Source organism: Streptacidiphilus sp. MAP12-33 (genome assembly GCF_041261265.1).
Taxonomy (GTDB): Bacteria; Actinomycetota; Actinomycetes; order Streptomycetales; family Streptomycetaceae; genus Streptacidiphilus.
Window position 1 is genome coordinate 59,888 of record NZ_JBGCCA010000024.1, and the last position, 20,712, is coordinate 80,599.

Sequence of the window (20,712 nt, forward strand, 5' to 3'; positions counted from 1 at the left end):
GGCGGTCAGATCCAGTCGCGGCGCTTGAATCCGAGGTACAGCCCGACCGACAGAGCGACGGTCACCCCGGTGGAGACGAGGAAGCCCCACTCCGTGCCGAAGCCGGGGTACGGCACGTTCTGCCCGTAGAAGCCGGTGACGGCGGTCGGCACGGCGACGATCGAGGCCCAGCTCGTCACCTTCTTCATGATCATGTTCATCCGGTTGCCCTGGATGGTCAGGTTCGTCTCCATGATCGAGCCGACCATGTCGCGCAGCGACTCCGTCCACTCCGTGACCCGCAGCACGTGGTCGTAGACGTCCTGGTAGTACGGCATCATCGGGTCGCAGACGATCCGCAGGTCGCGGCGCATCAGCGTGTTGACCATCTCGCGCATCGGCAGCACGATCCGGCGCAGCCGGACGAGGTTCTTGCGCAGGGCGAAGGTCGCCCGCTGGATGTCCTCGGTCGAGCCGGCGCTGCCGTCGAACAGGCCCTCCTCGATCTCCTCGATCCGGTCGTCCATCTCCTGGACCGCGCGGAAGTGCCCGTCGACGACCTGGTCGAGCAGGCCGTGGAGGAGGTAGCCGACGCCGTTCTCGGCCAGCGCGGCACCGTCGTCCCAGCGGGCGACGACCTCGTCCATGTCGAAGCGGTCGTCGGGACGGATGGTGATCAGAGCCTTGTCGGTGACGAACACCGACAGTTCGCTGACGCTGAGCTCCTCGCCGCCCTGGTGGGCGCAGACCGCGTACATGCTGAGGAAGCAGTGGTCGCGGTAGCGGTCCAGCTTGGGGCGCTGGTGCTCGTGGCGGGCGTCCTCGACCGCGAGCTCATGGAGGCCGAACTCCTCGGTGATGGTCTCGAAGTCCTTGGGGGACGGCGCACACAGGTCCAGCCACACCAGGGTGCCGGGTTCGGCGAGGTGGTCGGATATCTCCGGCACGGGGAAGCCCTCGAGTTCGAGCTTCCCGTCGCGGTAGAGACGGGTCCGGGCGGAGCGAGCGGTTTCGGCCATCGCGCCACAATAGCGGCTGGCCGAATGCCCTCCGTCCCCGGTCCCGCGCCGCCCCCCGGGCTGCTCAGCCCGCTGGTGCCGTTCGCCCTGGAGTTCCTGACGCTGCGGCGCCTCACGGCCTCGGCCTTCGGGACCCTGATGAGCCTCGAACCCGCGATCGCGCTGCTGGTCGGCGCCGTCGTGCTGCACCGGATTCCGGGCCCGGGCCCGGCGCAGGGCACCGCCCTGGTCGTCACCGCCGGCATCGGCGCGACCCGCACCGGCGCCCGCCCCGAACCGTCCCCGACCCCGCCGCCGGACCACGCGCCGCACCCGGCCCGCGCGGACGCCGACTGCCCGGCCCGAGCCCCGCGCGGACGCCGCCCGGCCTGAGCCTCGCGGGGGGCGGCTCGCACGCCGAGCCGCTGGCACGCCGAGCCGCTGGCACGCGGAGCCGCGCCGGCACCGCGCGGCGGCGGCGCCCCCGTCGCGGGCCGTCACTCCGGCAGGGTGTACGCCCCCGCTGCGATGTCCTCCAGCAGGGTCGGGCCGGTCGGCTCCCACCCCAGCAGCTCGCGCGTCCGCTCACTGGACGCGACGATGTCCATGCCGAAGAAGTGGCCGATCCAGCCGAAGTGCGCCCCGGCCTCCTCGGCCGCGACCGATACGGTCGGCAGGCCCAGCTGCGCGCCGATCGCCGCGGCGATGTCGCGCGAGGGGATGCCGCTCTCGGCCGCCGCGTGCACCCGCGAGCCGGCCGGAGACTGCTCCAGGGCGAGCCTGACCAGCCGCGCGGCGTCCGTGCGGTGCACGGCCGCCCAGTGGCTGCTGCCGTCGCCGATGTAGGCGGCCGCGCCGTGCTGCCGGGCGATGCGGGTCAGCTGGGCCGTGAAGCCGTGGTCGCCGACGCCGTGGACGGTGGGGGCGAAGCGCAGCGCGACCGCGCGGACCCCGCGCTCCGCATAGGAGAGGGCGAGGTTCTCGCTGCCGCCGCGCATCGAGTCCGCGCCGTGGAACGGCGAGGGGTCCTCCTCGGTGAGCGGTCGCCCGGGGACCGCGGACGCGAGCCCGGAGGCGAGCAGGAACGGACGGTCGCTGCCCTCCAGGGCGTCCAGCATCCGCTGGACCGCCACGTGCTCGGTGCGGCCGGCCGCTGCGTAGTCGGTGAAGTCGTGGATGAACGCGAGGTGGATCACGGCGTCGGCGGCCTTGGCCGCCTCGGCCAGGCCGTCGGGGTCGTCCAGGCTGCCGCGGTGGACCTCCGCGCCCTTGGCCGTGAGCGCGGCGGCGGAGCCGTCGGAGCGGGCCAGGCCGACGACCTGGTGGCCGTGGGCGAGCAGTTCGTCGGTGACGGCGGAGCCGATCCAGCCGGAGGCGCCGGTGATGAAGACACGCATGGCGGGTGCCCTTCCCTGGGTATGTCAGTGGCTGACATCAACGCTAGCACTTTATGTCAGTCACTGTCATCAGTAGAATCCGATGCCATGAGTCGCTGGAAGCCGGATGCACGGGGGCGGATGATCGCCGCCGCCATGGAGCTCTTCGCCGAACGTGGGTTCGACGCGACCACCGCGGGCGACATCGCCGCCCGCGCGGGCGTCACCGAGCGCACCTTCTTCCGGCACTTCGCCGACAAGCGCGAGGTCCTCTTCGACGGGTCAGGAACCCTCACCCACACCGTCACCGACACGATCCTCGCCGCGCCCGCGGCCGTGCCCGCGCTCGACGCCGCCCTCGCGGGCATGGCCGCGGGCGGCACCCTCCTCGCGGAACTGCGCGAGCACGCCGTCCGCCGCTCCCGCATCGTGGCCGCCACCCCGGCCCTGCACGAGCGCGAACTCCTCAAGCTCGCGGCCATGGTGGACGCCACCGCCGACGCTCTCCGGGCACGCGGCGTCGCCGACCCCACGGCCGCCCTCGCCGCGCACAGCGCCGTCTCGGTCTTCCACGTCGCCTTCGGGCGGTGGGTGACCGCCCCGGAACCCGCTCCACCCTTCGCCGACTGCGTCGCCGACGCCGCGTCAGCCCTGCGCGCCCTCAGCTGAACGCACGGCCCGCCCTCGCGTCGAGGGCGTCACTCCCACACCTCGGGGCCCCCGCCGATCCACTGCACCGTGTCCTCCGCGTCCAGGTCGACCTCGCCAAGGCCCGCGCGCCGGCAGAACTCGACGACGTCCCGCACGTTGTGCGCCTTGCCCACCTGCGTGCCGAGGATGTCCACGTGCCGGAACGGCGGACTGGCCTCGACGACGTGGTGGACGACCACAGGCGGCCAATGGTGCGGCACACCGGAAGCTGCTGGCTCGGTCATGTGCCCCAGCCTGCGACGACACCGCCGTGATCGCATCCGCGCCACCGCGGCCGCTGCCACGCGTCCGGCCGTCGGGGGATCGGCTCCGGCACGCGGGCGTAGATTGGCAGCCATGCGATGGGGGACGCAGCCGCGCTGGGCGCGGTGGGTGGCAGTGGTGTACGTCGTCGGCTTTCTCGAGGGGACCGGCGTCCATGCGTACGACGCGATCGTCGGTGGCGTCCACGCCTTCCGGGGCTGGACCGTGCCCGACCAGGTCCTCGCCCAGTCCCTCCTCCTGTTCGACCCGCTCGCGGTCGCGTGGACGGTCCTGGCGCGCCCCGCGGGGCCCGTGCTCGGCGCCGCCGTCATGGCGGCCGACCTGGCGGCGAACTGGGGCGAGAACTGGGACGGGATCGTGCGCCACCCGCTCGACTACGTGGGGGTCGTCGGTATCACGCCGATGACGTTGTTCGGGCTCTTCGTCCTCGCCACGGCGTTCCCGCTGTACCGGTCGTTCAGTGCGGCAGAACGCGCACCGCTGCGCATCCCGCGCTGATCGCACGTGCCTCGCGCACGCAACTGGACCACTCGACAGGCACGGAACCGGACCTTACCGGGGGTCCGGTGGTCCCCTAGCGTCTCCCTGTGACCGAAACCGTCGACACGGCCCCGCCTGTCCACGCGCCGCACCCCCGGATCGTGACGCGGCCGCTCCTGTTCCGCTTCGTCTCCCTGCTCGGTGCCTCGACCAGCTTCTACCTGCTGCTGTCCGTCGTCCCCGGCTATGCCGCCGCCCACAGCGGCCCCGGAGGCGGGAGAGGAGCGGCAGGACTGGCCACCGCCGCGCTGATGCTCGCGAGCGTCGCGGGGGAGCTCGCCACGCCCGCGCTCGTCCGCCGGCTCGGCTACCGGACGGTCCTCGCGGCCGGGCTGGTGCTGCTCGGTGCGCCCGCGCTGGTGCTCACCGCCTCGACGGCGCTGTGGTGGACCGTCACCGTCTGTCTGCTGCGCGGCGTGGGCTTCGCCTTCACCGTCGTGGCGGGCGGCGCGCTGACGGCGGCCCTGGTCCCCGCGGAGCGCCGGGGGGAGGGGCTCGCGCTCGTCGGCGTCGTCGGCGGTGTGCCCTCGCTCCTGGCGCTCCCGCTCGGGGTCTGGCTGGCCGCCCACGCCGGCTGCACCACGGTCGCCCTGATCGCGGGCGCGACGCCGCTCGCCGCCGTCCTCTCCGTGCCCGGGCTCCCGGACCGGATCGGGGCACGCTCGGCGCAGGGCATCGGCCTCGCCCAGGCCCTGCGCACGGGCCGGCTCGCCCGCCCGGCACTGGTCTTCTCGGCCACCGCGCTCGCGGCCGGAGTGGCCGTCACCTTCCTGCCGCTCGCGGTGCCCGCCGCCGGGACCGGTCTGGTGACGGTGGCGCTGTTCGTCCAGCCCGCCGCGACCACCGCCGCCCGCTGGCTCGCCGGACGGCACGGCGACCGCCACGGTCCGGCCCGGCTCGTCCTGCCCGGACTGCTGCTCGCGTGCGGCGGCACGCTCCTGATGGCGGCGACCGGCATGCCGGTCCTGGTCGTGCTCGCCGTTCTGCTCTTCGGCACCGGCTTCGGCATCGCCCAGAACGCGACGCTGACGCTGATGTACTCCCGCGTTTCCGCGGCCGACTACGGCACCGTCAGCGCGATGTGGAACTTCGCCTACGACGCCGGCATGGGCGTGGGTGCCCTCGGCTTCGGACGGCTCGCGGGCCTCACGGGCTACCCGTGGGCCTTCGCGGCCACCGCCGCGATCATGCTCGGTGCCCTCTTTCCGGCGCTGACCCCCACGAGCACGGAGGCTCCCCTACAGTGATCGACTGCCGCGACTGGCGAAGGTGGGCCACCACCGGGGAGCGGCCGCAGTCCCGATGCGAGCGTCGACCGCCTGGGCGCTTCCGTCAGCACCGATCCGCTGATGAGAGGCCATGCGATGAACCCGCACCACGCGTTCCCGCACCACCCGGACACCGCCCCCGAGACCGCCCCCGGGACCGCTGCCCCCACCGAGACCGAGACCGAGGCCCTGTCGCTCACCCCCGACGAGGCTCCCGAGGCCGACGTCCAGCGACTGTGCCGCCGATGACCACGACAAGCCGAGGAGACTCCATGCAGACCACGACCGTGAACGCCTTCTCGGACGTCGATGCCAGCGGCCGTGCCGCCGAGCTCGCCCGCTACCTCGACCACGCGGACCGCGGCCTGCGCGGGCCGAAGGACACACTGCGGGCGGGCTTCGCCGCCCGTTCGGGCGGCCGGGTCCTGGACCTCGGCTGTGGGACCGGGCACGAGCTCGCCCAGCTCGAACGCGACGGATTCCACGCCGTGGGCGTGGACTTCAGCGCCGCCATGGTCCGCGCGGGGCGCGAACGGCTCGCCACCGACGGTTGCCCGGCCCGACTCGCGGTCGCGGACGGCGCGCGACTGCCCTTCGCCGACGGCACGTTCGACGGCTGCCGCATCGAACGCGTCCTCCAGCACGTGCCGGACCCGGTGGCCGTGCTGCGCGAGGCCCACCGCACGCTCCGCCCGGGCGGGGCGATCGCGATCCTGGAGCCCGACTGGGCCTCCTTCGCTCTGGCCGCCACCGACACCGGCGCGGCCCGCGCCCTCGCCGACGCGGTCGGCGCCGACATCGCCCATCGCGACGTGGGCCGTCACCTGCGCCGCCTGTTGACCCAGGCGGGCTTCGCCGACGTCCGCATCGAGACCGAACTCGTCACCTACCGCTCCGTGGAGGATCTCGCCAACATCATCTCCCTCGACCGCGCGGCGTCCCGCGCCTGCGCGGACGGCCGCCTCACCCGCCCCCGCGCGGACGCGCTGCTGGCAGAACAGCTGCACCTGTCCACGACAGGCGCCTTCCACGCCACCCTCCACCGCTCCGTCCTCGCCTGGGCGACGAGCGTCTGACGGCGATTCGAGCAGCGTTTCCTGGACACCCTGTAGCCATATGATCACTCGACCACTACGGTGCTCCTCGAACGCGCTGTTCCGAAGTTGCTTCACCGCAGATCCGAGGACCCAGGGCGATCACACCCAGGGGTACCCGGCATGTGGGTGCCCCGCGATCCCTTGCAGGGAGTACCAGCATGGCTCAGGGCACTGTGAAGTGGTTCAACGCGGAGAAGGGCTTCGGCTTCATCGAGCAGTCCGGCGGCGGCGCGGACGTGTTCGTCCACTACTCCGCGATCCAGACGACCGGCTACCGCGAGCTCGCCGAGGGCGAGAGCGTCACCTTCGACGTCGAGCAGGGCCCGAAGGGCCCGCAGGCCGCGAACGTCGTCCGCGGCTGACGTACGCCGTCAGCTGCGGCGCCGCGCCCCGCCTGCCCACGGGCAGGCGGGGTGCGGCCGTCGTGTGTCCCGGCCGGCTCACGGCCCGGGCCTTTCCGCGGTGGCGTCAGGCCCCCACGTAGTCGGCCAGGTGCCGGCCGGTGAGTGTGGAGCGGGCGGCGACGAGGTCGGCGGGGGTGCCCTCGAAGACGACCCGGCCGCCGTCGTGGCCGGCGCCGGGGCCGAGGTCGATGATCCAGTCGGCGTGAGCCATGACCGCTTGGTGGTGCTCGATGACGATCACCGACTTGCCCGCGTCGACGATGCGGTCCAGCAGGCCGAGCAACTGCTCGACGTCCGCCAGGTGCAGACCCGTCGTCGGCTCGTCCAGGACGTAGACGCCGCCCTTCTCGGCCATCTGCGTGGCGAGCTTCAGCCGCTGCCGCTCGCCGCCCGACAGCGTCGTCAGCGGCTGGCCGAGCGTCAGGTAGCCCAGCCCGACGTCGGCCAGGCGACCCAGGATCGTGTGCGCGGCAGGGGTCCGCGCCTCGCCCTCGGCGAAGAACTCCAGCGCCTCGCTGACCGGCATCGCCAGCACCTCGCTGATGTCCCGCCCGCCGAGCCGGTACTCCAGCACGGACGCGTCGAAGCGCTTGCCGTCGCACTCCTCGCAGGTGCTCGCCACCGTGGCCATCACCGTCAGCTCGGTGTAGACGACGCCCGCGCCGTTGCAGCCCGGGCAGGCGCCCTCCGAGTTCGCACTGAACAGGGCGGGCTTGACGCCGTTCGCCTTCGCGAACGCCTTGCGGATCGGGTCCAGCAGGCCGGAGTACGTCGCCGGGTTGCTGCGGCGCGAGCCGCGGATCGCGGCCTGGTCGATGGAGACGACGCCCGCCTCCGCCGCCACGGGCAGCTTCGGCAGGGAGCCGTGCAGCAGCGAGCTCTTGCCCGAGCCCGCGACGCCCGTCACCACCACGAGCACGCCGAGCGGGATGTCGACGTCGACCTCGCGCAGGTTGTTCGCACTCGCGCCCCGGATCGGCAGCGAGCCCTCCGGCGTGCGGACGGACTCCTTCAGACGCGCCCGGTCGTCCAGGTGCCGCCCGGTGATCGTGCCGCTGGCCCGCAGGCCCTCCACCGTGCCCTCGAAGCAGACCGAGCCGCCCGCCGAGCCCGCGCCGGGCCCGAGGTCGACGACATGGTCCGCGATCGCGATCGCCTCCGGCTTGTGCTCGACGACCAGCACCGTGTTGCCCTTGTCCCGCAGCCGCCGCAGCAGGCCGTTCATGCGCTGGATGTCGTGCGGGTGCAGACCGATGGTCGGCTCGTCGAAGACGTAGGTGACGTCGGTCAGGGCCGAGCCGAGGTGGCGGATCATCTTCACCCGCTGGGCCTCGCCGCCCGAAAGCGTGCCGGAGGGGCGGTCGAGCGAGAGGTAGCCGAGGCCGATCTCCACGAACGAGTCGAGGTTCTGCTGCAGCGAGGACAGCAGCGGCGCGACGCTCGGCTCGTCCAGCGCGCGGACCCAGTCCGCGAGGTCGCTGATCTGCATGGCGCAGGCCTCGCCGAGGTGGATGCCCTTGATCCGGGAGGAGCGGGCCGGCCCGGCGAGCCGGGTGCCGGCGCACTCCGGGCAGGTGGCGAAGGTGACCGCGCGGTCCACGAAGGCGCGGATGTGCGGCTGCAGCGCGTCCCGGTCCTTGGAGAGCATCGACTTCTGGATCTTGGGGATCAGGCCCTCGTAGGTGAGGTTGATCCCGCTGATCTTGACCTTCGTCGGCTCCTTGTACAGGAAGTCCGCCAGCTCCTTCTTGGTGTACTTGCGGATCGGCTTGTCCGGGTCCAGGAAGCCCGACTCGATGAAGATCTTCGTCGTCCAGTGGGCGTCCACGGAGTAGCCCGGAACCTTGATCGCGCCCTCGTTCAGCGACTTCGACTCGTCGTAGACCTCCGTGAGGTCGATGTCGGAGACCGAGCCACGCCCCTCGCAGCGCGGGCACATCCCGCCCTGGATGCTGAAGCTGCGCCGCTCCTTGACCGTCTTGCCGCCGCGCTCCAGCGTCACCGCGCCCGCGCCGCTGATCGAGGGCACGTTGAAGGAGAACGCCTTGGGCGAGCCGATGTGCGGCGTGCCGAGGCGGCTGAACAGGATGCGCAGCAGCGCGTTGGCGTCCGTGGCCGTGCCGACGGTCGAGCGCGGGTCCGCGCCCATCCGCTGCTGGTCCACGATGATCGCGGTGGTCAGGCCCTCCAGCACGTCGACCTCGGGCCGGGCCAGTGAAGGCATGAAGCCCTGGACGAAGGTGCTGTACGTCTCGTTGATCAGCCGCTGCGACTCCGCGGCGATCGTGTCGAACACCAGCGAGCTCTTGCCCGAGCCGGACACACCCGTGAACACGGTCAGCTGCCGCTTGGGGATCTCGACGTCCACGTCCTTGAGGTTGTTCTCGCGCGCGCCGTGCACACGGATCACGTCGTGTGCCTCACCGCCCGCACGTACGGCGTCCGATCCCTTGGCCTTGCTCATCGGTGTCTCCCTCCGTTGGGCGGGCACCCGCCCGGCAGCCAGACCGATCGTATCCGCGCCGACCGACAGGCTCCGGGAGCTTTGAATACGTACCCGTACGTTGGGCGACCCGTATTGTTCGCGCGAGGGCGGTCGGTGACCGTGGAGGACAGAGGCCCACGTCCCCCAGCACAGGAGCCCCGCATGGAGACCATCACCGCCGCGCCCCCCGGCCGCACCTGCCGCGGGGATCGCCGACGGGCCTCCACCGCCTGCGTCCTCCCCGCGATCACCGCGTCCGTGCCCGCGCTGCGCCGCCTCGCCCTGTCCACGGTGCGGCGCTGGCGGCTGCCGGAGGAGACCGGGGAGGCGCTGGGGCTGATCGTGACCGAGCTCGTCACCAACGCGTCCGCCACAGTGGCGGGCCCGACGTCACCCTCCGCCTGTGCGCTGCGGCGGGCGCCCTCACCGTCCAGGTCTCCGACTCCGGCCACTGGCGCCCCCGCATCTCGCCGCCGGACGACGACACCCCCTGCGGCGGCCGTGGCCTCCTCCTGGTCCAGACCTACGCGACCACCTGCACCGTCCACGCCTCCCCCCACGGCACCACGGTCACCGCGGAACTCCTCCTCCCGCTGCCTGCCTGATCCCGCCGGGGCCGCCGCGCCTGCGCGGCCCGCCGTCCCGGTCCTGGCCCTGCCCCGTAGGCCCGCCGTCCCGGCGTTTGCCGCGTCGTCCGGACGGATCTAGCGTGGGCAGGCAGGGAAGGTGATCGCGTGGCACGTGTGCCGGACCGTGTGCCAGACCCGGGCGCCGCGAGCGGCGGAAGCGGCGGCGGCGGGTTCGCGTTCGTCGGGCGGGAACGGGAGCTGGGGTTGCTGCTCGCGGCCGCCCGCCACCCGCCCGCCGTCGTGCTGGTCGAGGGCGAGGCCGGGATCGGCAAGTCACGTCTGCTGCACGAAGCCACCTCCCGTCTCGCCGCCGAGGGACGCCCGGTCCTCACCGGCCTCTGCCACCCCCTGCGCGAGCCCAGCCCGTACGGGCCCGTCGTCGACGCGCTGCGCCGGGCGGGCCGGTGGCTGCCTGCCGACGGGCTCCCGCCGATCGCGGGCGCCCTGGCCCCGCTCCTGCCGGACCTGGCCGGCCGGCTGCCCTCTCCCCCGCCGCTGCCGGAGGGCGCCCAGGCCCGGCGGCACCAGCTGGTCCAGGCCGTGCACTCGTTCCTCACCGCGCTCGGCCCCGCCGCCCTCGTCGTCGAGGACCTGCACTGGGCCGACGAGGCCACCCGCGAACTGCTGCTCCTGCTCGCGCGTGACCTGCCCGACCGGCTCGGCCTGGTGCTCAGCTACCGCGGCGAGGACCTGCCGCCCGACGCCGCCGTCCTGGGCGCGGCCTACCGCAGGCCACCGGGCACGAACGGCACGGTGATCCGGCTGGCCCCGCTCACCCGCGACGACGTCCAGGAGCTGGCCGTGGCCGCCCTCGGCGGCCAGGCGAGCGCCGAGCTGGGAACACTGTTGTACGACCGGAGCGAAGGACTGCCCCTCGTTGCCGAGGAGGACCTGCTGACGCTGCGCGAACACCGGCGGCAACCGTCGGGCGGCGACCCCCGGGCGGAGCTGGAGCGCGCGGGCGTGCCACGCGGGCTGCGCGAGGCGGTCACGGAGCGGTTGGCCGCGCTCAGTGCGGCGGGCGCGGCGATCGTCGACGCGGCCGCCGTGCTCGCCGTCCCGGCGCCGGAGGCGCTGCTGACCCGGCTCGCGGGGCTGGACCCCGAGGAGGGCGCGCGGGGGCTCGTCGAGGCGCTGCAGGCCGCCGTCCTGGACGAGACCGGACCCGGGAGTACCGTGGGCGCGCACTACGTCTTCCGCCATGTCCTGGCCCAGCAGGTCGCCTACGCGCACATCCCGGGACCGCACCGCACCCGCCTGCACCGGCGCGCGATCGAGGAGCTGGAACGGCAGTCGCCCGCGCCCCTGGTCCAGATCGCCCACCACACGCTGGCCACCGGCGACCGGCAGGCCTGGCTGCTCCGCGCCGAACAGGCGGTGGAACGGTCGATCACGCTGGGCGACGCGGGCACGGCGGCCGGGCTGCTGCACCAAATCTTGGAACAGCCCAGTTTGGAACAGCCCAGCTTGGAGCAGCCCGGCCTTGAGCAACCCGGCCTGGGACAGCCCGCCCCCGAGCAGTCCGGCCACGGCCGACCCACCCCTGGGCCCGCGCCGCCCGCCGAGGGCGATCCCCGCTCGCGCGCAGCCCTCGCGCTCGCGCGGATCGCGGTCAACGGCGCCGACCACACGCGCAACGCCGCCGTCCTGCGCCGGATCCTGGCGGACCCGCGCCTGCCCGCCCCCGTCCGCGGCGAGATCCGGCTCGCGCTCGGGTTGCTCATGGTCAACCACGCGGGCGACCGCAGCGGCTACCGCGAGCTCGAACGCAGCGTCGACGAACTGCTGGCCACGCGCCCCGAGCGTGCTGCCCGAGCCATGCTCGCCCTGGCCATGTTCGAGCGTGACGGGGGGACCGCCCGCGGCGAGGCGTGGCTGGAGCGGGCCGAACACACGGTGGCGGACGGGGACGACCAGGCGGTCAAGGCGGCGGCGCGGGCGACACGCCTCACCATGATGGCCCGCGACGGCAGCCCGGACGTGTGGACGCAGCTCGACCTCCTGCCGCGCGAGGCCGCGGACGTCGAGATCCTGCGGCAGACCACCCGCGCCCTCTACAACGTCGGCGAACTGTGCGTGGAGCTCGGCCACGACCAACGCGCCGCCGCACTCCTCGCGGAGAGCCGGGAGTTGGCGCACCGGGCCTGGATCCCGCACCTGGAGTGCTACAGCCGCATCGCGCTGCTGCGGCTGGAGGGCCTGGCCGGCCGTTGGGACGGGCTGGAGGAGCGGTTCGCCGCGCTGGGCGCGGAGTTCCCGGAGATCGCCATGTTCGGCGAGGAACAGGCTCTGGTCTTCGGCACGCTGGCCGCCGCTCGTGGCCAACGGGCCCGTGCACTGGAGCAGTTCACCGCAGCGGCGGCCTCCGGGGAAAAGGCCTTCCAGGTGACGACGGCGCTGCGCGCGGCGGCGGCGCTGGCGGAACTGCGTCTCGTCCAGCACGCACCGCGCGACGCGTGGGCGATCGCCGCCCCGGCGGTGGAGCAGTTGCACGAGGCGCTCGCCTGGGCGCGCGCGACCAACCTGGTCGCGGTCGCGGTCGAGGCGGCGCTCGGTGCCGGCCAGCAGCCCGCCGCCTCCGCGCTCGTGGCCGCGGCCACCGCCGCCCTCGCCGCCCGCGACGCCCCTGCGGCGCGCGCCGAACTTGCCTTCGCCCGGGGCCTCCTGGCCCTGGCAGTCGCTCCGGACGGCACGTCGGCTCCCGTCGCGGCCCCCGCCGAGGCGGCGGTCGCTCACTTCGACGAGGCCCGCCGGATCTGGCAGCAGGTCGGACGCCCGTACGAGGCCGCCCGCGCGGCCGAGCGTGGCGGGGCCGCGCTCGGGGCCGACCGCGCGCAGGACGCCGCGGCGCGGCTCACCGCCGCCCTGGAGACCTACACCCGCCTCGGCGCCACCGCCGACGCCGCACGCTGCCAGCAGACCCTGCGCGACCTCGGCATCGGCGCCCACCCATCCCCACGCGGCCGCCGCGGCTACGGCGGCGAGCTCTCCCCGCGCGAGCGCCAGGTCGCCGAACTCCTCGCCACCGGCGCCACCAACCAGGACATCGCCGAGGCGCTCTTCCTGTCACCCCGTACCGTCGAGCAGCACGTCGCCAGCGTCCTGAAGAAGCTCGGCACCACCCGCAAGGCGCTTGCCGACGCTTGAGAGCCGGGGAACGAGCGAGTGGCTGATCCCGTCGACTGTTCGGCCTGAGTCCTGGTCCGCCCGGCCCGCCGCGCGGATCGGGTGTTGCGCGCACCCGTACGGACGCCTTCGGAAGGCGCGCGGCCCGGTCCCGGGGTGAGCATGAGGTGGCCGGACGTGCGGGAGTGGCCCGCGGGGACCGACGGGAGCACCACCATGCGCAAGCACTGCTCGGCCCGCATATCCGGGTCCCTCGCGGCCAGGCCCGTGACCGCGCCCCGTGGTGGTGCCGCGTGACCGCCGCCATGCCGCCCGTGCGAGCGCGGGCCGTAGCGCCGCCGCCGGCGACTGAACCGCCGTCAGCCTTGCCGCCCGGCCTGCCGAAGGTGCCGGTCGAGGCCCTCCCGGTGGCGGGACTCGTCGGTGCGGCCCTGTTCACCGCGTTCGCGGGACTGCACCTGTCCCGCGCCCACGGCACGGCTCTCGGCTGGCACGCCCTCGCGGGCACGGTCGGACTGCTCCTCGTCCTGGCCGCCGTCATGATGGCGGGTCACCGAGCCCGCCGCTCCCAGACCTGGGCCCGCCTCGCGATCGCGGCCGCGCTGGTCGCGGTGGGCATCGCCGCGGTCGACACGGCGATGCTGTGCTGGTACGCCTTCGCCCGTGTGCTGGGCGGCACCTGACGCTGCATCGGCCACTGGTGACGTGCAGTCCGACGGACGGTCCGGGACCCGACAGTCGACGGTGCGCAGACCGCCGGGCGGCGGTACCGGCCCGCCGGACCGGTGCGTCACCATGGACGCAGGCCCCCGCTCTCCCCCCGTGAGCGGGGGCCGCCCACCGCCTCAGAACGCGAACAGCACGCTGGTCGCGCGGCGCAGCTGGCAGGGGTTGGGGTAGGTGCGCCGGTAGTCGACGGGGTCGCCCTCCCACACGCCCATCGCCGTGACCGTCACCGGCTGGTAGAGGTCGGGGCACATCACCTGGAGCGTGGGGCGGGACGTGAAGTCCAGGCCGTCGGACCGCAGCGCGGCGCAGCTCTCGGCGGGGGAGGGGTGGTCGCCGCCGGGGGTGTCGTCGTCGCAGGTGAGGACGGTGCTCCGGCTGGGCCCGGGGTCGACCGCGGTGCCGGCGCCCACGGTCATGACCAGCACCGACGGACCGGGCGCCGTGCTCGACGCCCCGGGCGCCACGGGGTCGGCGGCGGCCCGGGGTGCGGCCCCGGCGAGCAGCGCCGCGACGGCGGCGAGGGTGAAGGCGGCGGTACGACGCGGGAGTGGGCGCATGGTGTCCTCCGGGCTGGCTCCGTGACCGATCGATCGGTCGGGACGTTCCGTGCCAGGACCCTGCCACAGCGCGGCGCCGGCGCGCGGCGACGCCGACCCGATCGAGCCGCCCGCCGGACCGTGCCACTCGGCGCGATTGTCGCTGGCCACCGCCCTCCGTGGCCGCAGCCACGGGTGCCGGCCCAGGTCACTCGCGTGGGGGACGCCGCGTCAGGGCCGTCGGACCGGGCCCGATGCCGCCGCGGCAGGGCGGGCAGCCCCGCCGGGCGACCCCTGTCGCCCGGCCACCGGCCAACGACCGGCGCGTGGCCGACACCCGCCCTCGTGACCCCGTCCGTGCCGCCCGGGCCGTCCTCGCGGCCCCCCGCGAATCCGCTGGTCGGTGGGGCCAGTACCACCGAGCGGTGGTACTGGCCCCCTCCCGGGCCTGCCAGCATCAACCCCCGGGTCACTCATTTTGAGCCACGAGGCCCCGACCGTGGGGGGACGGCCGGGGCCTCGACCCACCTGCCCGCGCCTCTCCCGGGCGACGCGTCAGAGCGCGGCCAGGTTCTCCGTCAGGTCGTCCAGTCCCAGGGAACCCTGGCGGATGGCGGCCATGTGCCACGCCTTCAGGTCGAACCGCGCCCCGAGCCGGGACCGTGCGGCGTCGCGGCCCGCCAGCCAGGCGCGTTCCCCGAGCTTGTAGCCGATGGCCTGCCCCGGGAGCCCGAGGTAACGGACGATCTCGCTGTCCCGCGACGCCGGCGGCAACCCGACGTACGCGTCGAGGAAGTCCGTGGCCAGAGCCGGGGTCCACCGCTCGCCGGGGTGGAAGGGGGAGTGGGACGGGATCGTGTACTCCAGGTGCATGCCGATGTCGATGATCACCCGCACGATGCGCATCATCTGCTTGCCCAGGTAGCCGAGGCGGCGGCCGGGGTCGGCCAGGAAGCCCAGCTCGTCCATCAGCCGCTCCGCGTACAGGGCCCAGCCCTCGACGTTCGCACTGACCTTGCCGAGCGTCACCTGGTAGCGCGACAGCTGCTCGGCCGCCGCCGTCCACGAGGCGAGCTGAAGGTGGTGGCCGGGAACGCCCTCGTGGTACCAGGTGCTGACCAGCTGCCAGGTGTGGAACCGGCCCTCGGCGTCGCCGTTCGCGAGCGGCAGGTAGGTGCGGCCGGGGCGGCTGAAGTCCAGGCTCGGGCCGCTGTAGTAGGGCGCGGCGGCGGTCCCGGCCGGGGCGATCCGGGTCTCGACCCGGCGCAGCGGGCCCTCGATGTCGAAGTGGGTGCCGTCGAGGGCCTCGATCGCCTCCTCGACGAGCTGCTGCAACCACGCCCGCATCTCCTCGGCGCCCTGCACGGTGTGGCCGTGCAGGTTGAGATGCTCGCGCGCCTCCTGGACCCCCGCGCCCGGCAGCACCCGTCGCGCCTCCGCGCCCATGTCGGCCCAGACCCGGTGGAACTCCTCCCAGGCCCAGTCGTAGGCCTCGTCCAGGTCCAGGTCCGCGCCGGTGAACCGGCGGGCGGCCACCAGGTAGCGTTCGCGGCCCACCGCGTCCGGGGTGCCCTTCGCGGCCGGTGCGTAGTCGGCGCGCACCCAGTCGCGGAAAGAGGCCACCGCGGTGGTCGCCTCGCGGGCGGCGGCCTCCAGCTCCGGGCGCAACGCCTCCGGCGCGGGCGCGACGAAGTCGGCGAACCAGCCTGGCCCGCCCGTCTTCTCCTCGCCGGTCCACTGCGTCAGCTGCGCGGCGAGCACCTCGGCCTGACGCGGCGCGGCGAACAAGCCCCGCCGGACACCTTCGGCCAGCGTGGCCCGGTGGCCCGCCAGCGTCTCGGGGAGACGGCGCAGCCGCCCGAGGACCGGCGCCCAGTCCTCGTCTGTGGCCGTCGGCATCATGGTGAGGAGGCTGCGCAGCCCGTGCACGGGGGCGTGCAGGTTCCGCACCGCGCGGAACTCCTCGCCCGTGTCGTGCCAGCGCAGCTCGGCCGTCAGCCGCTCGCGCAGCAACCGCGCACAGCTCTGCTCGGCCGGGTCGCCGGACTCCTCCAGGGCGTCGAGCCGGCGCAGCGTGTCCCGGGAGACGTCGGCCAGCGTGTCCAGGCCCTGCGGGGTGAGGTCGGGCAGCCGGTCGTTGCTCGGGTCCAGGCCGAGCCAGGTGGCGACGCCGGGGTCGACGGCGGCGACGCGGTCGACGTGGTCGTCGGCCAGGCGGCGGGGTGTGGTCGGTCGGGTGCTCAGTTCGTCGGGCATTCGATCATCCTGGCCGACGCGGCACCCCGCTGTCCCGGAAAATTCTCGCAGCGTACCTGTCAGCCCTCGGGCGCGCCGAGCGGCGCCCCCAGGCGGCGGGCGAGCTCCGTCAGCGCCTCGCCGAGCGGCAGGTCCACCCGGAGCGCCGCGTGCTCGTCGCCCCGGGTGACACCCCGGTTGATCACGAACACCGGGGTGCCGGCCCGGGCCGCGTGGCGGACGAACCGAAGCCCGGACAGCACCGTCAACGACGAACCGAGCACGAGCAGCGCCGCCGCCTCGTCGACCAGGCGGTAGCACGCGTCGACGCGGGCGCGCGGCACGTTCTCGCCGAAGAAGACCACGTCGGGCTTGAGCGTGCCGTCGCCGCAGGCCGCGCAGGGGACCGTTCGGAAGGTGCGCACCAGCGCGTCCGGCAGGTCGGCGTCGCCGTCGGGGTTGATCCGGATCGCGGTCGCCGCGAACTCGGGGTTGGCCAGCCGAAGCCGCCGGTCCAGCTCCGCGCGGGCGCCGGTGGCGCCGCAGGACAGGCAGACGACGCGGGCGAGGCTGCCGTGCAGCTCGACGACCCCGCGCGAGCCCGCGGCCTGGTGCAGGCCGTCGACGTTCTGGGTGATCACACCGGTGACGCAGCCGTGCCGCGCCAGCGCCGCCACGGCGAGGTGACCGGCGTTGGGCCGCGCCGCGCCGATGCTGCGCCACCCCAGGTGGCTGCGCGCCCAGTACCGGCGCCGGGCGTCCTCGCCGCCGACGAAGTCCTGGTAGGTCATCGGCGTGTGGCGGCGCAGCGTGCCGCCCTCCCCGCGGTAGTCCGGGATGCCGGACTCGGTCGACAGCCCGGCGCCGCTGAGCACCAGCACCCGCCCGTCCCGCAGTACCCGCTCCACCGGATCCACGCTGTCGCCGGGTTCCGGGAGCGCCCGGTCGCCCGGGGTCCAGCTCAGGGTCGGTCGCGTCCGCATGCGTGCAGGGTACGGCGCCGCGCCGACGAACGGCGCCGATGCCCGGGTGGACCGGGGTCCGCGTGTCAGCATGGGCTGTGCTTCGGGTGCGATGGGTGGCGGAGCGCGTGCGGGCGTGGGGGCCCGGGGTGCTGCCTGCCACCGGCCTTGCGGTGGTGCTCGGCGGGGTGTGGGTGCTCTTTCTGGCCGACGCGGGCGGTGACCTGGCGGCGCAGGTCGCCTGGGCCCGGTTCGTGGCCCACCACCCAGGCAGCGCGGACGACCTCGCCTGGTACGGCGGCGCCTACCCCGCCGCGTACAGCCTCGCCACGCCGCTGCTGATGGCCGCGGTCGGCGTCCGGGCGGTCGCGGTGGCCTCACTGGTGTCCGGCGCGGCCCTGCTGGCCGTCCTCGTCGCACGCTGCGGCGTCGGACGGCCCTGGCTGGTGTCGACGTGGGGCGCGTTCGCGCTGTGGTGCAACGTGGCGGCGGGGCGCGTCTCCTTCGCGGCGGGCCTCGCTTTCGCTCTCCTGGCGCTGGTCCTCGCAGTCCCCGCCGGGAGCAGCGACCGGCGGGGACGCGCGGACCCTGACGGGCGCGACGAGAGGGTCGGCTGCGCAGGCCGGGGCGGCTGTGTCGGGTGGTTCCGCCGGCCTGGTCGCCGGGCCCGTGACAGTCGCGACGGTCTCCACGAGTCGGCCGGTCGCGTCCACCGAGGCGCCCACGCTGAGCGCGAAGTGCGCAGCGGCCGGGCGGACGTGAGCCTCGGGCGTGTGCTCGGCGTGGCCGTGGCCGCAGGGATGGCGACGGCGGCCAGCCCGTTGGCGGGGCTGTTCCTCGAGGTGGGGGCGGCCGCGCTGCTGTTGCGGCGGCAGTACCGTGCGGGCGCGGCGCTCGCTGTGCCGCCGGTGCTGATCGTCGCTGGTGCGGCGCTGCTGTTCCCCTCCTACGGCGTGGACCCGTTCAGTGCGGCCACCGTGGTCGCGACCGTCGCCTGCACGGTCGCGGTCGCGCTTCTGGTGCCGCGCCGCTGGCGCACCCTGCGCCTCGCCGCGCTCGCCTACGCCCTCGGCGCCCTCGGCACCTGCCTGATGGACACCCCGATCGGCGGCAACATCGGCCGCCTGGCCCTCGTCCTCACCACCGTGCCCCTTCTCGCTGCCCTGACCACCCCAGGGGCCTGGAGCTCCGCGTTCCATCCTCCCCTCGTGCCGGGCGCGGGTGGCGTCGCGGCCTGCGCCGCCCGGCCTGTCAGCGCTCCCCGCGACCCGCGCGACCCTCGCGACCCGCGCGACCCCCGTGCCCCGCGCGACCCCCGGGACCTCCGCGCGGCGCGGCAGCGTGTGCGGATGGGCGCGCTCGTGCTCGCGTTCGCGGCCACCGCGTACTGGCTCGTCGCCGCCGACCTCGTCGGGCTGCCGCCCGCGACGCCCGCTGCGGGCGACACCGCGGCGCTCACCGTGGAACTGCACCGGCTCGGCGCCGAGCAGGCGCGCGTCGAGGCCGTGCCGATGGTCAACCACTGGGAGGCGTGGGGTCTGGTCGACACCGTCGAGCTCGCGCGCGGCTGGAACCGTCAGCTGGACATGCTGCGCAACCCGCTGTTCTACGACGACGCGCTCACCCCCGCCCGCTACCACGGCTGGCTGCGCACCTGGGCCGTGCACTACGTCGTCCTCGCCTCCGCCCCGCCGGACGAGGCGGCCCGCGCCGAGGTCGCGGTGATCCTCGCGCGGCCGCCCTGGCTGCGCCTGGTGTGGCAGACGGGGAGCTGGCGGGTCTACGCGGTCACCGACCCCGAACCGCTCGTCGCCGCGCCCGCCCACGCGGTCACCGCCGACGCGGCCGAGGTGCGGGTGGCCGTCCCGGCCCCGGCCGGGACCGTGCGGCTGCGGGTGCCGTGGTCGCCCTGGCTCGCCGTCACCGGCCCGGGCCCGGCCTGCCTGGAGCGCGACGGGGACTGGACGCTGCTGCGCCTCGCCGAGCCCGGGACCTACCGGGTGACCGCGCCCTACAGCTGGCCCAGGGGGACCCCCTGCCGGCCCGCCCGTCCACACTGAAACCACGTGATATTCCTGCTTGCACACGGTTATTGACAGTCCGTCAGCTTCCCTGCGACGCTTCCATGGCCCATCGGGGCACCCCGTTCCGTGGCCATCCGGGACAGTCCAGGGAGGAACTCGTGCTGCCACTGCCGCTGCTCCCGCCGCGTCGGCCGCCAGGACGGTTCGTGGCGGTCTGGGGCCGGGCCGTGCACCTCGTCGACGAGGGCGGCGCGGAGCGCGGACCCCAGGATCCGGTCGTGCTGCTGGAGTCCGGCCTCGGCGGCTCCTGGCTCGGCTGGGACCCTGTCGTCGCCGAACTGCTGCCCGAACCCGACGTCGCACCCGACGTCGCAGCCGATGTCGCGCCCGTGCCCGGCCCGCTCCGCGTGCTCCGCGCCGACCGCCCCGGCCTCGGCCGCAGTCAGCCCGCGCCGGGCGTGCCCAGTCTCGCGCTGCGCGCCGCCTGGACCGTCGCCCTGCTCGACGCGGTGGGCGTGCGCGCGCCGGTGGTCGTCTGTGGTCACTCCCTCGGCGGCCTGTACGCCGAGGCGCTGGCCCGCCTGTATCCGCACCGCGTCGCCGGTGTCGTCCTGGTGGAGGCCCACGCGCCCAACGTGACCGGTGAGGTGCTGGGTCACCGCCGGTCCAGGGTGCGGACGGCCCGCGCCGTCGGACACGCCGTCCGCTGCGCCGGGCTGAGCCAGGTCGTGGCGCCCGCCGTGCGGCGCCTGGGCATGCGGACCCAGTCCGTGCGCCGCGGCGACCAGGCCGACCGCGGCGACGCCTACCGCTCCGCGTACGGCGCGGGCCACTGCTTCACCGAGGCGCTGGTGGAACGCGTGCTGGTCCGCGACTTCCTCGCGGAGCTGGCGCAACTGCGCGCGAGCGCGCGGTTCCCGCAGGTGCCGCTGCGCGTGTTGTCGGGCGTCGGCGCGTCCCCGCAGGTGTACGGGGCCCAGGCCCGGATGAGCCCGCTGGGGCGGCACGTCGAGGTGGAGGGCACCTTGCACCTGATGCCGGTGGACCGCCCGGACGCGATCGCCGCGGCGGTGTGCGAAACCGTGCGCGAGGCGGCGGCGGGGCCGCCGGGGCCCCTGCCGTCGCCCCGCTACTACGACGCCTGCCCGTAGACGACCAGCGGCACATGGTGCTGCTGGGGCGTCGGAGCGTTCGGCTTGACCTCGCCGGCGGCCGCAGCGGCGGAGAACGCCGCGGCGGCGAGCAGTACGGCGAGCAGTGCACCGAGTGTCGGAAGGGTCGATCGAGCGAACACAGCACCACCCCACAGAGCCGACCATGCCCGTGAACCGGGCTGTTCGAGGCTATTG

The 20,712-nt window shown here is 74.6% G+C and carries 20 protein-coding genes and 1 riboswitch; of the genes, 12 read left to right on the forward strand and 8 right to left on the reverse strand.

Features of this window, described 5'->3' with window-relative positions; translation table 11 throughout:
- Nucleotides 1-5 precede the first annotated feature (5 nt).
- A complete protein-coding gene (locus ABH931_RS23325) occupies nucleotides 6-998 on the reverse strand; it encodes a magnesium transporter CorA family protein (protein WP_370116417.1) in 993 nt (330 codons plus the stop codon).
- A gap of 24 nt (nucleotides 999-1,022) precedes the next feature.
- On the opposite strand from ABH931_RS23325, the gene ABH931_RS23330 reads away from it, so the two are divergent.
- A complete protein-coding gene (locus tag ABH931_RS23330; protein ID WP_370116419.1) occupies nucleotides 1,023-1,370 on the forward strand; it encodes a hypothetical protein in 348 nt (115 codons plus the stop codon).
- A gap of 104 nt (nucleotides 1,371-1,474) precedes the next feature.
- Here ABH931_RS23330 and ABH931_RS23335 read toward each other — a convergent pair whose 3' ends face one another.
- On the reverse strand, nucleotides 1,475-2,374 hold the full coding sequence (locus ABH931_RS23335; protein ID WP_370116422.1) for an SDR family oxidoreductase: 900 nt from the start codon (nucleotides 2,372-2,374) through the stop codon (nucleotides 1,475-1,477).
- A gap of 87 nt (nucleotides 2,375-2,461) precedes the next feature.
- Here ABH931_RS23335 and ABH931_RS23340 point away from each other — a divergent pair, with 87 nt between their 5' ends.
- A complete protein-coding gene (locus ABH931_RS23340; protein WP_370116425.1) occupies nucleotides 2,462-3,022 on the forward strand; it encodes a helix-turn-helix domain-containing protein in 561 nt (186 codons plus the stop codon).
- A gap of 29 nt (nucleotides 3,023-3,051) precedes the next feature.
- Here the strand turns inward: ABH931_RS23340 and ABH931_RS23345 are convergent, their stop codons facing one another.
- The gene (locus ABH931_RS23345; RefSeq protein WP_370116428.1) at nucleotides 3,052-3,288 is read right to left on the reverse strand and encodes a hypothetical protein; all 237 of its coding nucleotides are present in this window, start codon (nucleotides 3,286-3,288) and stop codon (nucleotides 3,052-3,054) included.
- Nucleotides 3,289-3,400: 112 nt separating this feature from the next.
- Between ABH931_RS23345 and ABH931_RS23350 the strand changes: the two genes are divergently transcribed.
- The 5 genes from ABH931_RS23350 (at nucleotide 3,401) to ABH931_RS23370 (ending at nucleotide 6,595) form a co-directional block, all read left to right on the forward strand.
- Nucleotides 3,401-3,826, forward strand: a complete 426-nt coding sequence (locus ABH931_RS23350) for a hypothetical protein (RefSeq protein ID WP_370116431.1) — start codon at nucleotides 3,401-3,403, stop codon at nucleotides 3,824-3,826.
- Nucleotides 3,827-3,915: 89 nt separating this feature from the next.
- The gene (locus ABH931_RS23355; protein ID WP_370116434.1) at nucleotides 3,916-5,115 is read left to right on the forward strand and encodes an MFS transporter; all 1,200 of its coding nucleotides are present in this window, start codon (nucleotides 3,916-3,918) and stop codon (nucleotides 5,113-5,115) included.
- A riboswitch (ZMP/ZTP riboswitch) is annotated at nucleotides 5,115-5,200 on the forward strand. (Overlaps the previous gene by 1 nt.)
- A gap of 32 nt (nucleotides 5,201-5,232) precedes the next feature.
- Nucleotides 5,233-5,385 (forward strand): hypothetical protein, encoded by a 153-nt coding sequence (locus ABH931_RS23360; RefSeq protein ID WP_370116436.1) that lies wholly within the window; start codon nucleotides 5,233-5,235, stop codon nucleotides 5,383-5,385.
- 23 nt (nucleotides 5,386-5,408) lie between these two features.
- Nucleotides 5,409-6,212 carry a methyltransferase domain-containing protein gene (locus ABH931_RS23365; RefSeq protein ID WP_370116439.1) on the forward strand — a complete coding sequence of 268 codons (804 nt, stop codon included), beginning with the start codon at nucleotides 5,409-5,411 and terminating at the stop codon, nucleotides 6,210-6,212.
- 179 nt (nucleotides 6,213-6,391) lie between these two features.
- Nucleotides 6,392-6,595, forward strand: a complete 204-nt coding sequence (locus tag ABH931_RS23370) for a cold-shock protein (protein WP_370116442.1) — start codon at nucleotides 6,392-6,394, stop codon at nucleotides 6,593-6,595.
- Nucleotides 6,596-6,701: 106 nt separating this feature from the next.
- Here ABH931_RS23370 and ABH931_RS23375 read toward each other — a convergent pair whose 3' ends face one another.
- Nucleotides 6,702-9,101, reverse strand: a complete 2,400-nt coding sequence (locus tag ABH931_RS23375) for an ATP-binding cassette domain-containing protein (protein ID WP_370116444.1) — start codon at nucleotides 9,099-9,101, stop codon at nucleotides 6,702-6,704.
- Between the two features lie 2 nt (nucleotides 9,102-9,103).
- On the opposite strand from ABH931_RS23375, the gene ABH931_RS23380 reads away from it, so the two are divergent.
- The 3 genes from ABH931_RS23380 to ABH931_RS23390 all read left to right on the forward strand — a co-directional run bounded on the left by ABH931_RS23380 (nucleotide 9,104) and on the right by ABH931_RS23390 (nucleotide 13,560).
- Complete coding sequence (locus ABH931_RS23380; protein ID WP_370116447.1) at nucleotides 9,104-9,727, forward strand: ATP-binding protein; 624 nt, start codon at nucleotides 9,104-9,106, stop codon at nucleotides 9,725-9,727.
- 129 nt (nucleotides 9,728-9,856) lie between these two features.
- Nucleotides 9,857-12,898: an AAA family ATPase gene (locus ABH931_RS23385; protein ID WP_370116450.1), complete on the forward strand. Its 3,042-nt coding sequence runs from the start codon at nucleotides 9,857-9,859 to the stop codon at nucleotides 12,896-12,898.
- 365 nt (nucleotides 12,899-13,263) lie between these two features.
- Entirely contained in the window at nucleotides 13,264-13,560 is a 297-nt protein-coding gene (locus ABH931_RS23390) for a hypothetical protein (RefSeq protein ID WP_370116453.1), read from the forward strand.
- A gap of 162 nt (nucleotides 13,561-13,722) precedes the next feature.
- Here the strand turns inward: ABH931_RS23390 and ABH931_RS23395 are convergent, their stop codons facing one another.
- The 3 genes from ABH931_RS23395 to ABH931_RS23405 form a co-directional block, all read right to left on the reverse strand.
- Nucleotides 13,723-14,313: an SSI family serine proteinase inhibitor gene (locus ABH931_RS23395; protein ID WP_370116456.1), complete on the reverse strand. Its 591-nt coding sequence runs from the start codon at nucleotides 14,311-14,313 to the stop codon at nucleotides 13,723-13,725.
- 384 nt (nucleotides 14,314-14,697) lie between these two features.
- Nucleotides 14,698-16,398, reverse strand: coding sequence for a DUF885 domain-containing protein (locus ABH931_RS23400; RefSeq protein ID WP_370116459.1), 1,701 nt, complete (start codon nucleotides 16,396-16,398; stop codon nucleotides 14,698-14,700).
- A gap of 59 nt (nucleotides 16,399-16,457) precedes the next feature.
- Nucleotides 16,458-17,360: an NAD-dependent protein deacetylase gene (locus tag ABH931_RS23405; protein ID WP_370116461.1), complete on the reverse strand. Its 903-nt coding sequence runs from the start codon at nucleotides 17,358-17,360 to the stop codon at nucleotides 16,458-16,460.
- Between the two features lie 95 nt (nucleotides 17,361-17,455).
- Here ABH931_RS23405 and ABH931_RS23410 point away from each other — a divergent pair, with 95 nt between their 5' ends.
- Both ABH931_RS23410 and ABH931_RS23415 read left to right on the forward strand, forming a co-directional pair.
- Nucleotides 17,456-19,399, forward strand: a complete 1,944-nt coding sequence (locus tag ABH931_RS23410) for an MFS transporter (RefSeq protein WP_370116464.1) — start codon at nucleotides 17,456-17,458, stop codon at nucleotides 19,397-19,399.
- A gap of 122 nt (nucleotides 19,400-19,521) precedes the next feature.
- Nucleotides 19,522-20,514, forward strand: coding sequence for an alpha/beta fold hydrolase (locus ABH931_RS23415; RefSeq protein WP_370116467.1), 993 nt, complete (start codon nucleotides 19,522-19,524; stop codon nucleotides 20,512-20,514).
- Here the strand turns inward: ABH931_RS23415 and ABH931_RS23420 are convergent.
- Complete coding sequence (locus tag ABH931_RS23420; RefSeq protein WP_370116470.1) at nucleotides 20,496-20,657, reverse strand: hypothetical protein; 162 nt, start codon at nucleotides 20,655-20,657, stop codon at nucleotides 20,496-20,498. The two genes, ABH931_RS23415 and ABH931_RS23420, sit on opposite strands and share 19 nt — an antisense overlap.
- Between the last annotated feature and the right edge of the window lie 55 nt (nucleotides 20,658-20,712).

What these genes read in the sequence shown, in the direction of transcription:
- ABH931_RS23325 (WP_370116417.1), bottom strand. Translation starts at nt 998, where the DNA reads ATGGCCGAAACCGCTCGCTCCGCCCGGACCCGTCTCTACCGCGACGGG.
- ABH931_RS23330 (WP_370116419.1), top strand. Translation starts at nt 1,023, where the DNA reads ATGCCCTCCGTCCCCGGTCCCGCGCCGCCCCCCGGGCTGCTCAGCCCG.
- ABH931_RS23335 (WP_370116422.1), bottom strand. Translation starts at nt 2,374, where the DNA reads ATGCGTGTCTTCATCACCGGCGCCTCCGGCTGGATCGGCTCCGCCGTC.
- ABH931_RS23340 (WP_370116425.1), top strand. Translation starts at nt 2,462, where the DNA reads ATGAGTCGCTGGAAGCCGGATGCACGGGGGCGGATGATCGCCGCCGCC.
- ABH931_RS23345 (WP_370116428.1), bottom strand. Translation starts at nt 3,288, where the DNA reads ATGACCGAGCCAGCAGCTTCCGGTGTGCCGCACCATTGGCCGCCTGTG.
- ABH931_RS23350 (WP_370116431.1), top strand. Translation starts at nt 3,401, where the DNA reads ATGCGATGGGGGACGCAGCCGCGCTGGGCGCGGTGGGTGGCAGTGGTG.
- ABH931_RS23360 (WP_370116436.1), top strand. Translation starts at nt 5,233, where the DNA reads ATGAACCCGCACCACGCGTTCCCGCACCACCCGGACACCGCCCCCGAG.
- ABH931_RS23365 (WP_370116439.1), top strand. Translation starts at nt 5,409, where the DNA reads ATGCAGACCACGACCGTGAACGCCTTCTCGGACGTCGATGCCAGCGGC.
- ABH931_RS23370 (WP_370116442.1), top strand. Translation starts at nt 6,392, where the DNA reads ATGGCTCAGGGCACTGTGAAGTGGTTCAACGCGGAGAAGGGCTTCGGC.
- ABH931_RS23375 (WP_370116444.1), bottom strand. Translation starts at nt 9,101, where the DNA reads ATGAGCAAGGCCAAGGGATCGGACGCCGTACGTGCGGGCGGTGAGGCA.
- ABH931_RS23400 (WP_370116459.1), bottom strand. Translation starts at nt 16,398, where the DNA reads ATGCCCGACGAACTGAGCACCCGACCGACCACACCCCGCCGCCTGGCC.
- ABH931_RS23405 (WP_370116461.1), bottom strand. Translation starts at nt 17,360, where the DNA reads ATGCGGACGCGACCGACCCTGAGCTGGACCCCGGGCGACCGGGCGCTC.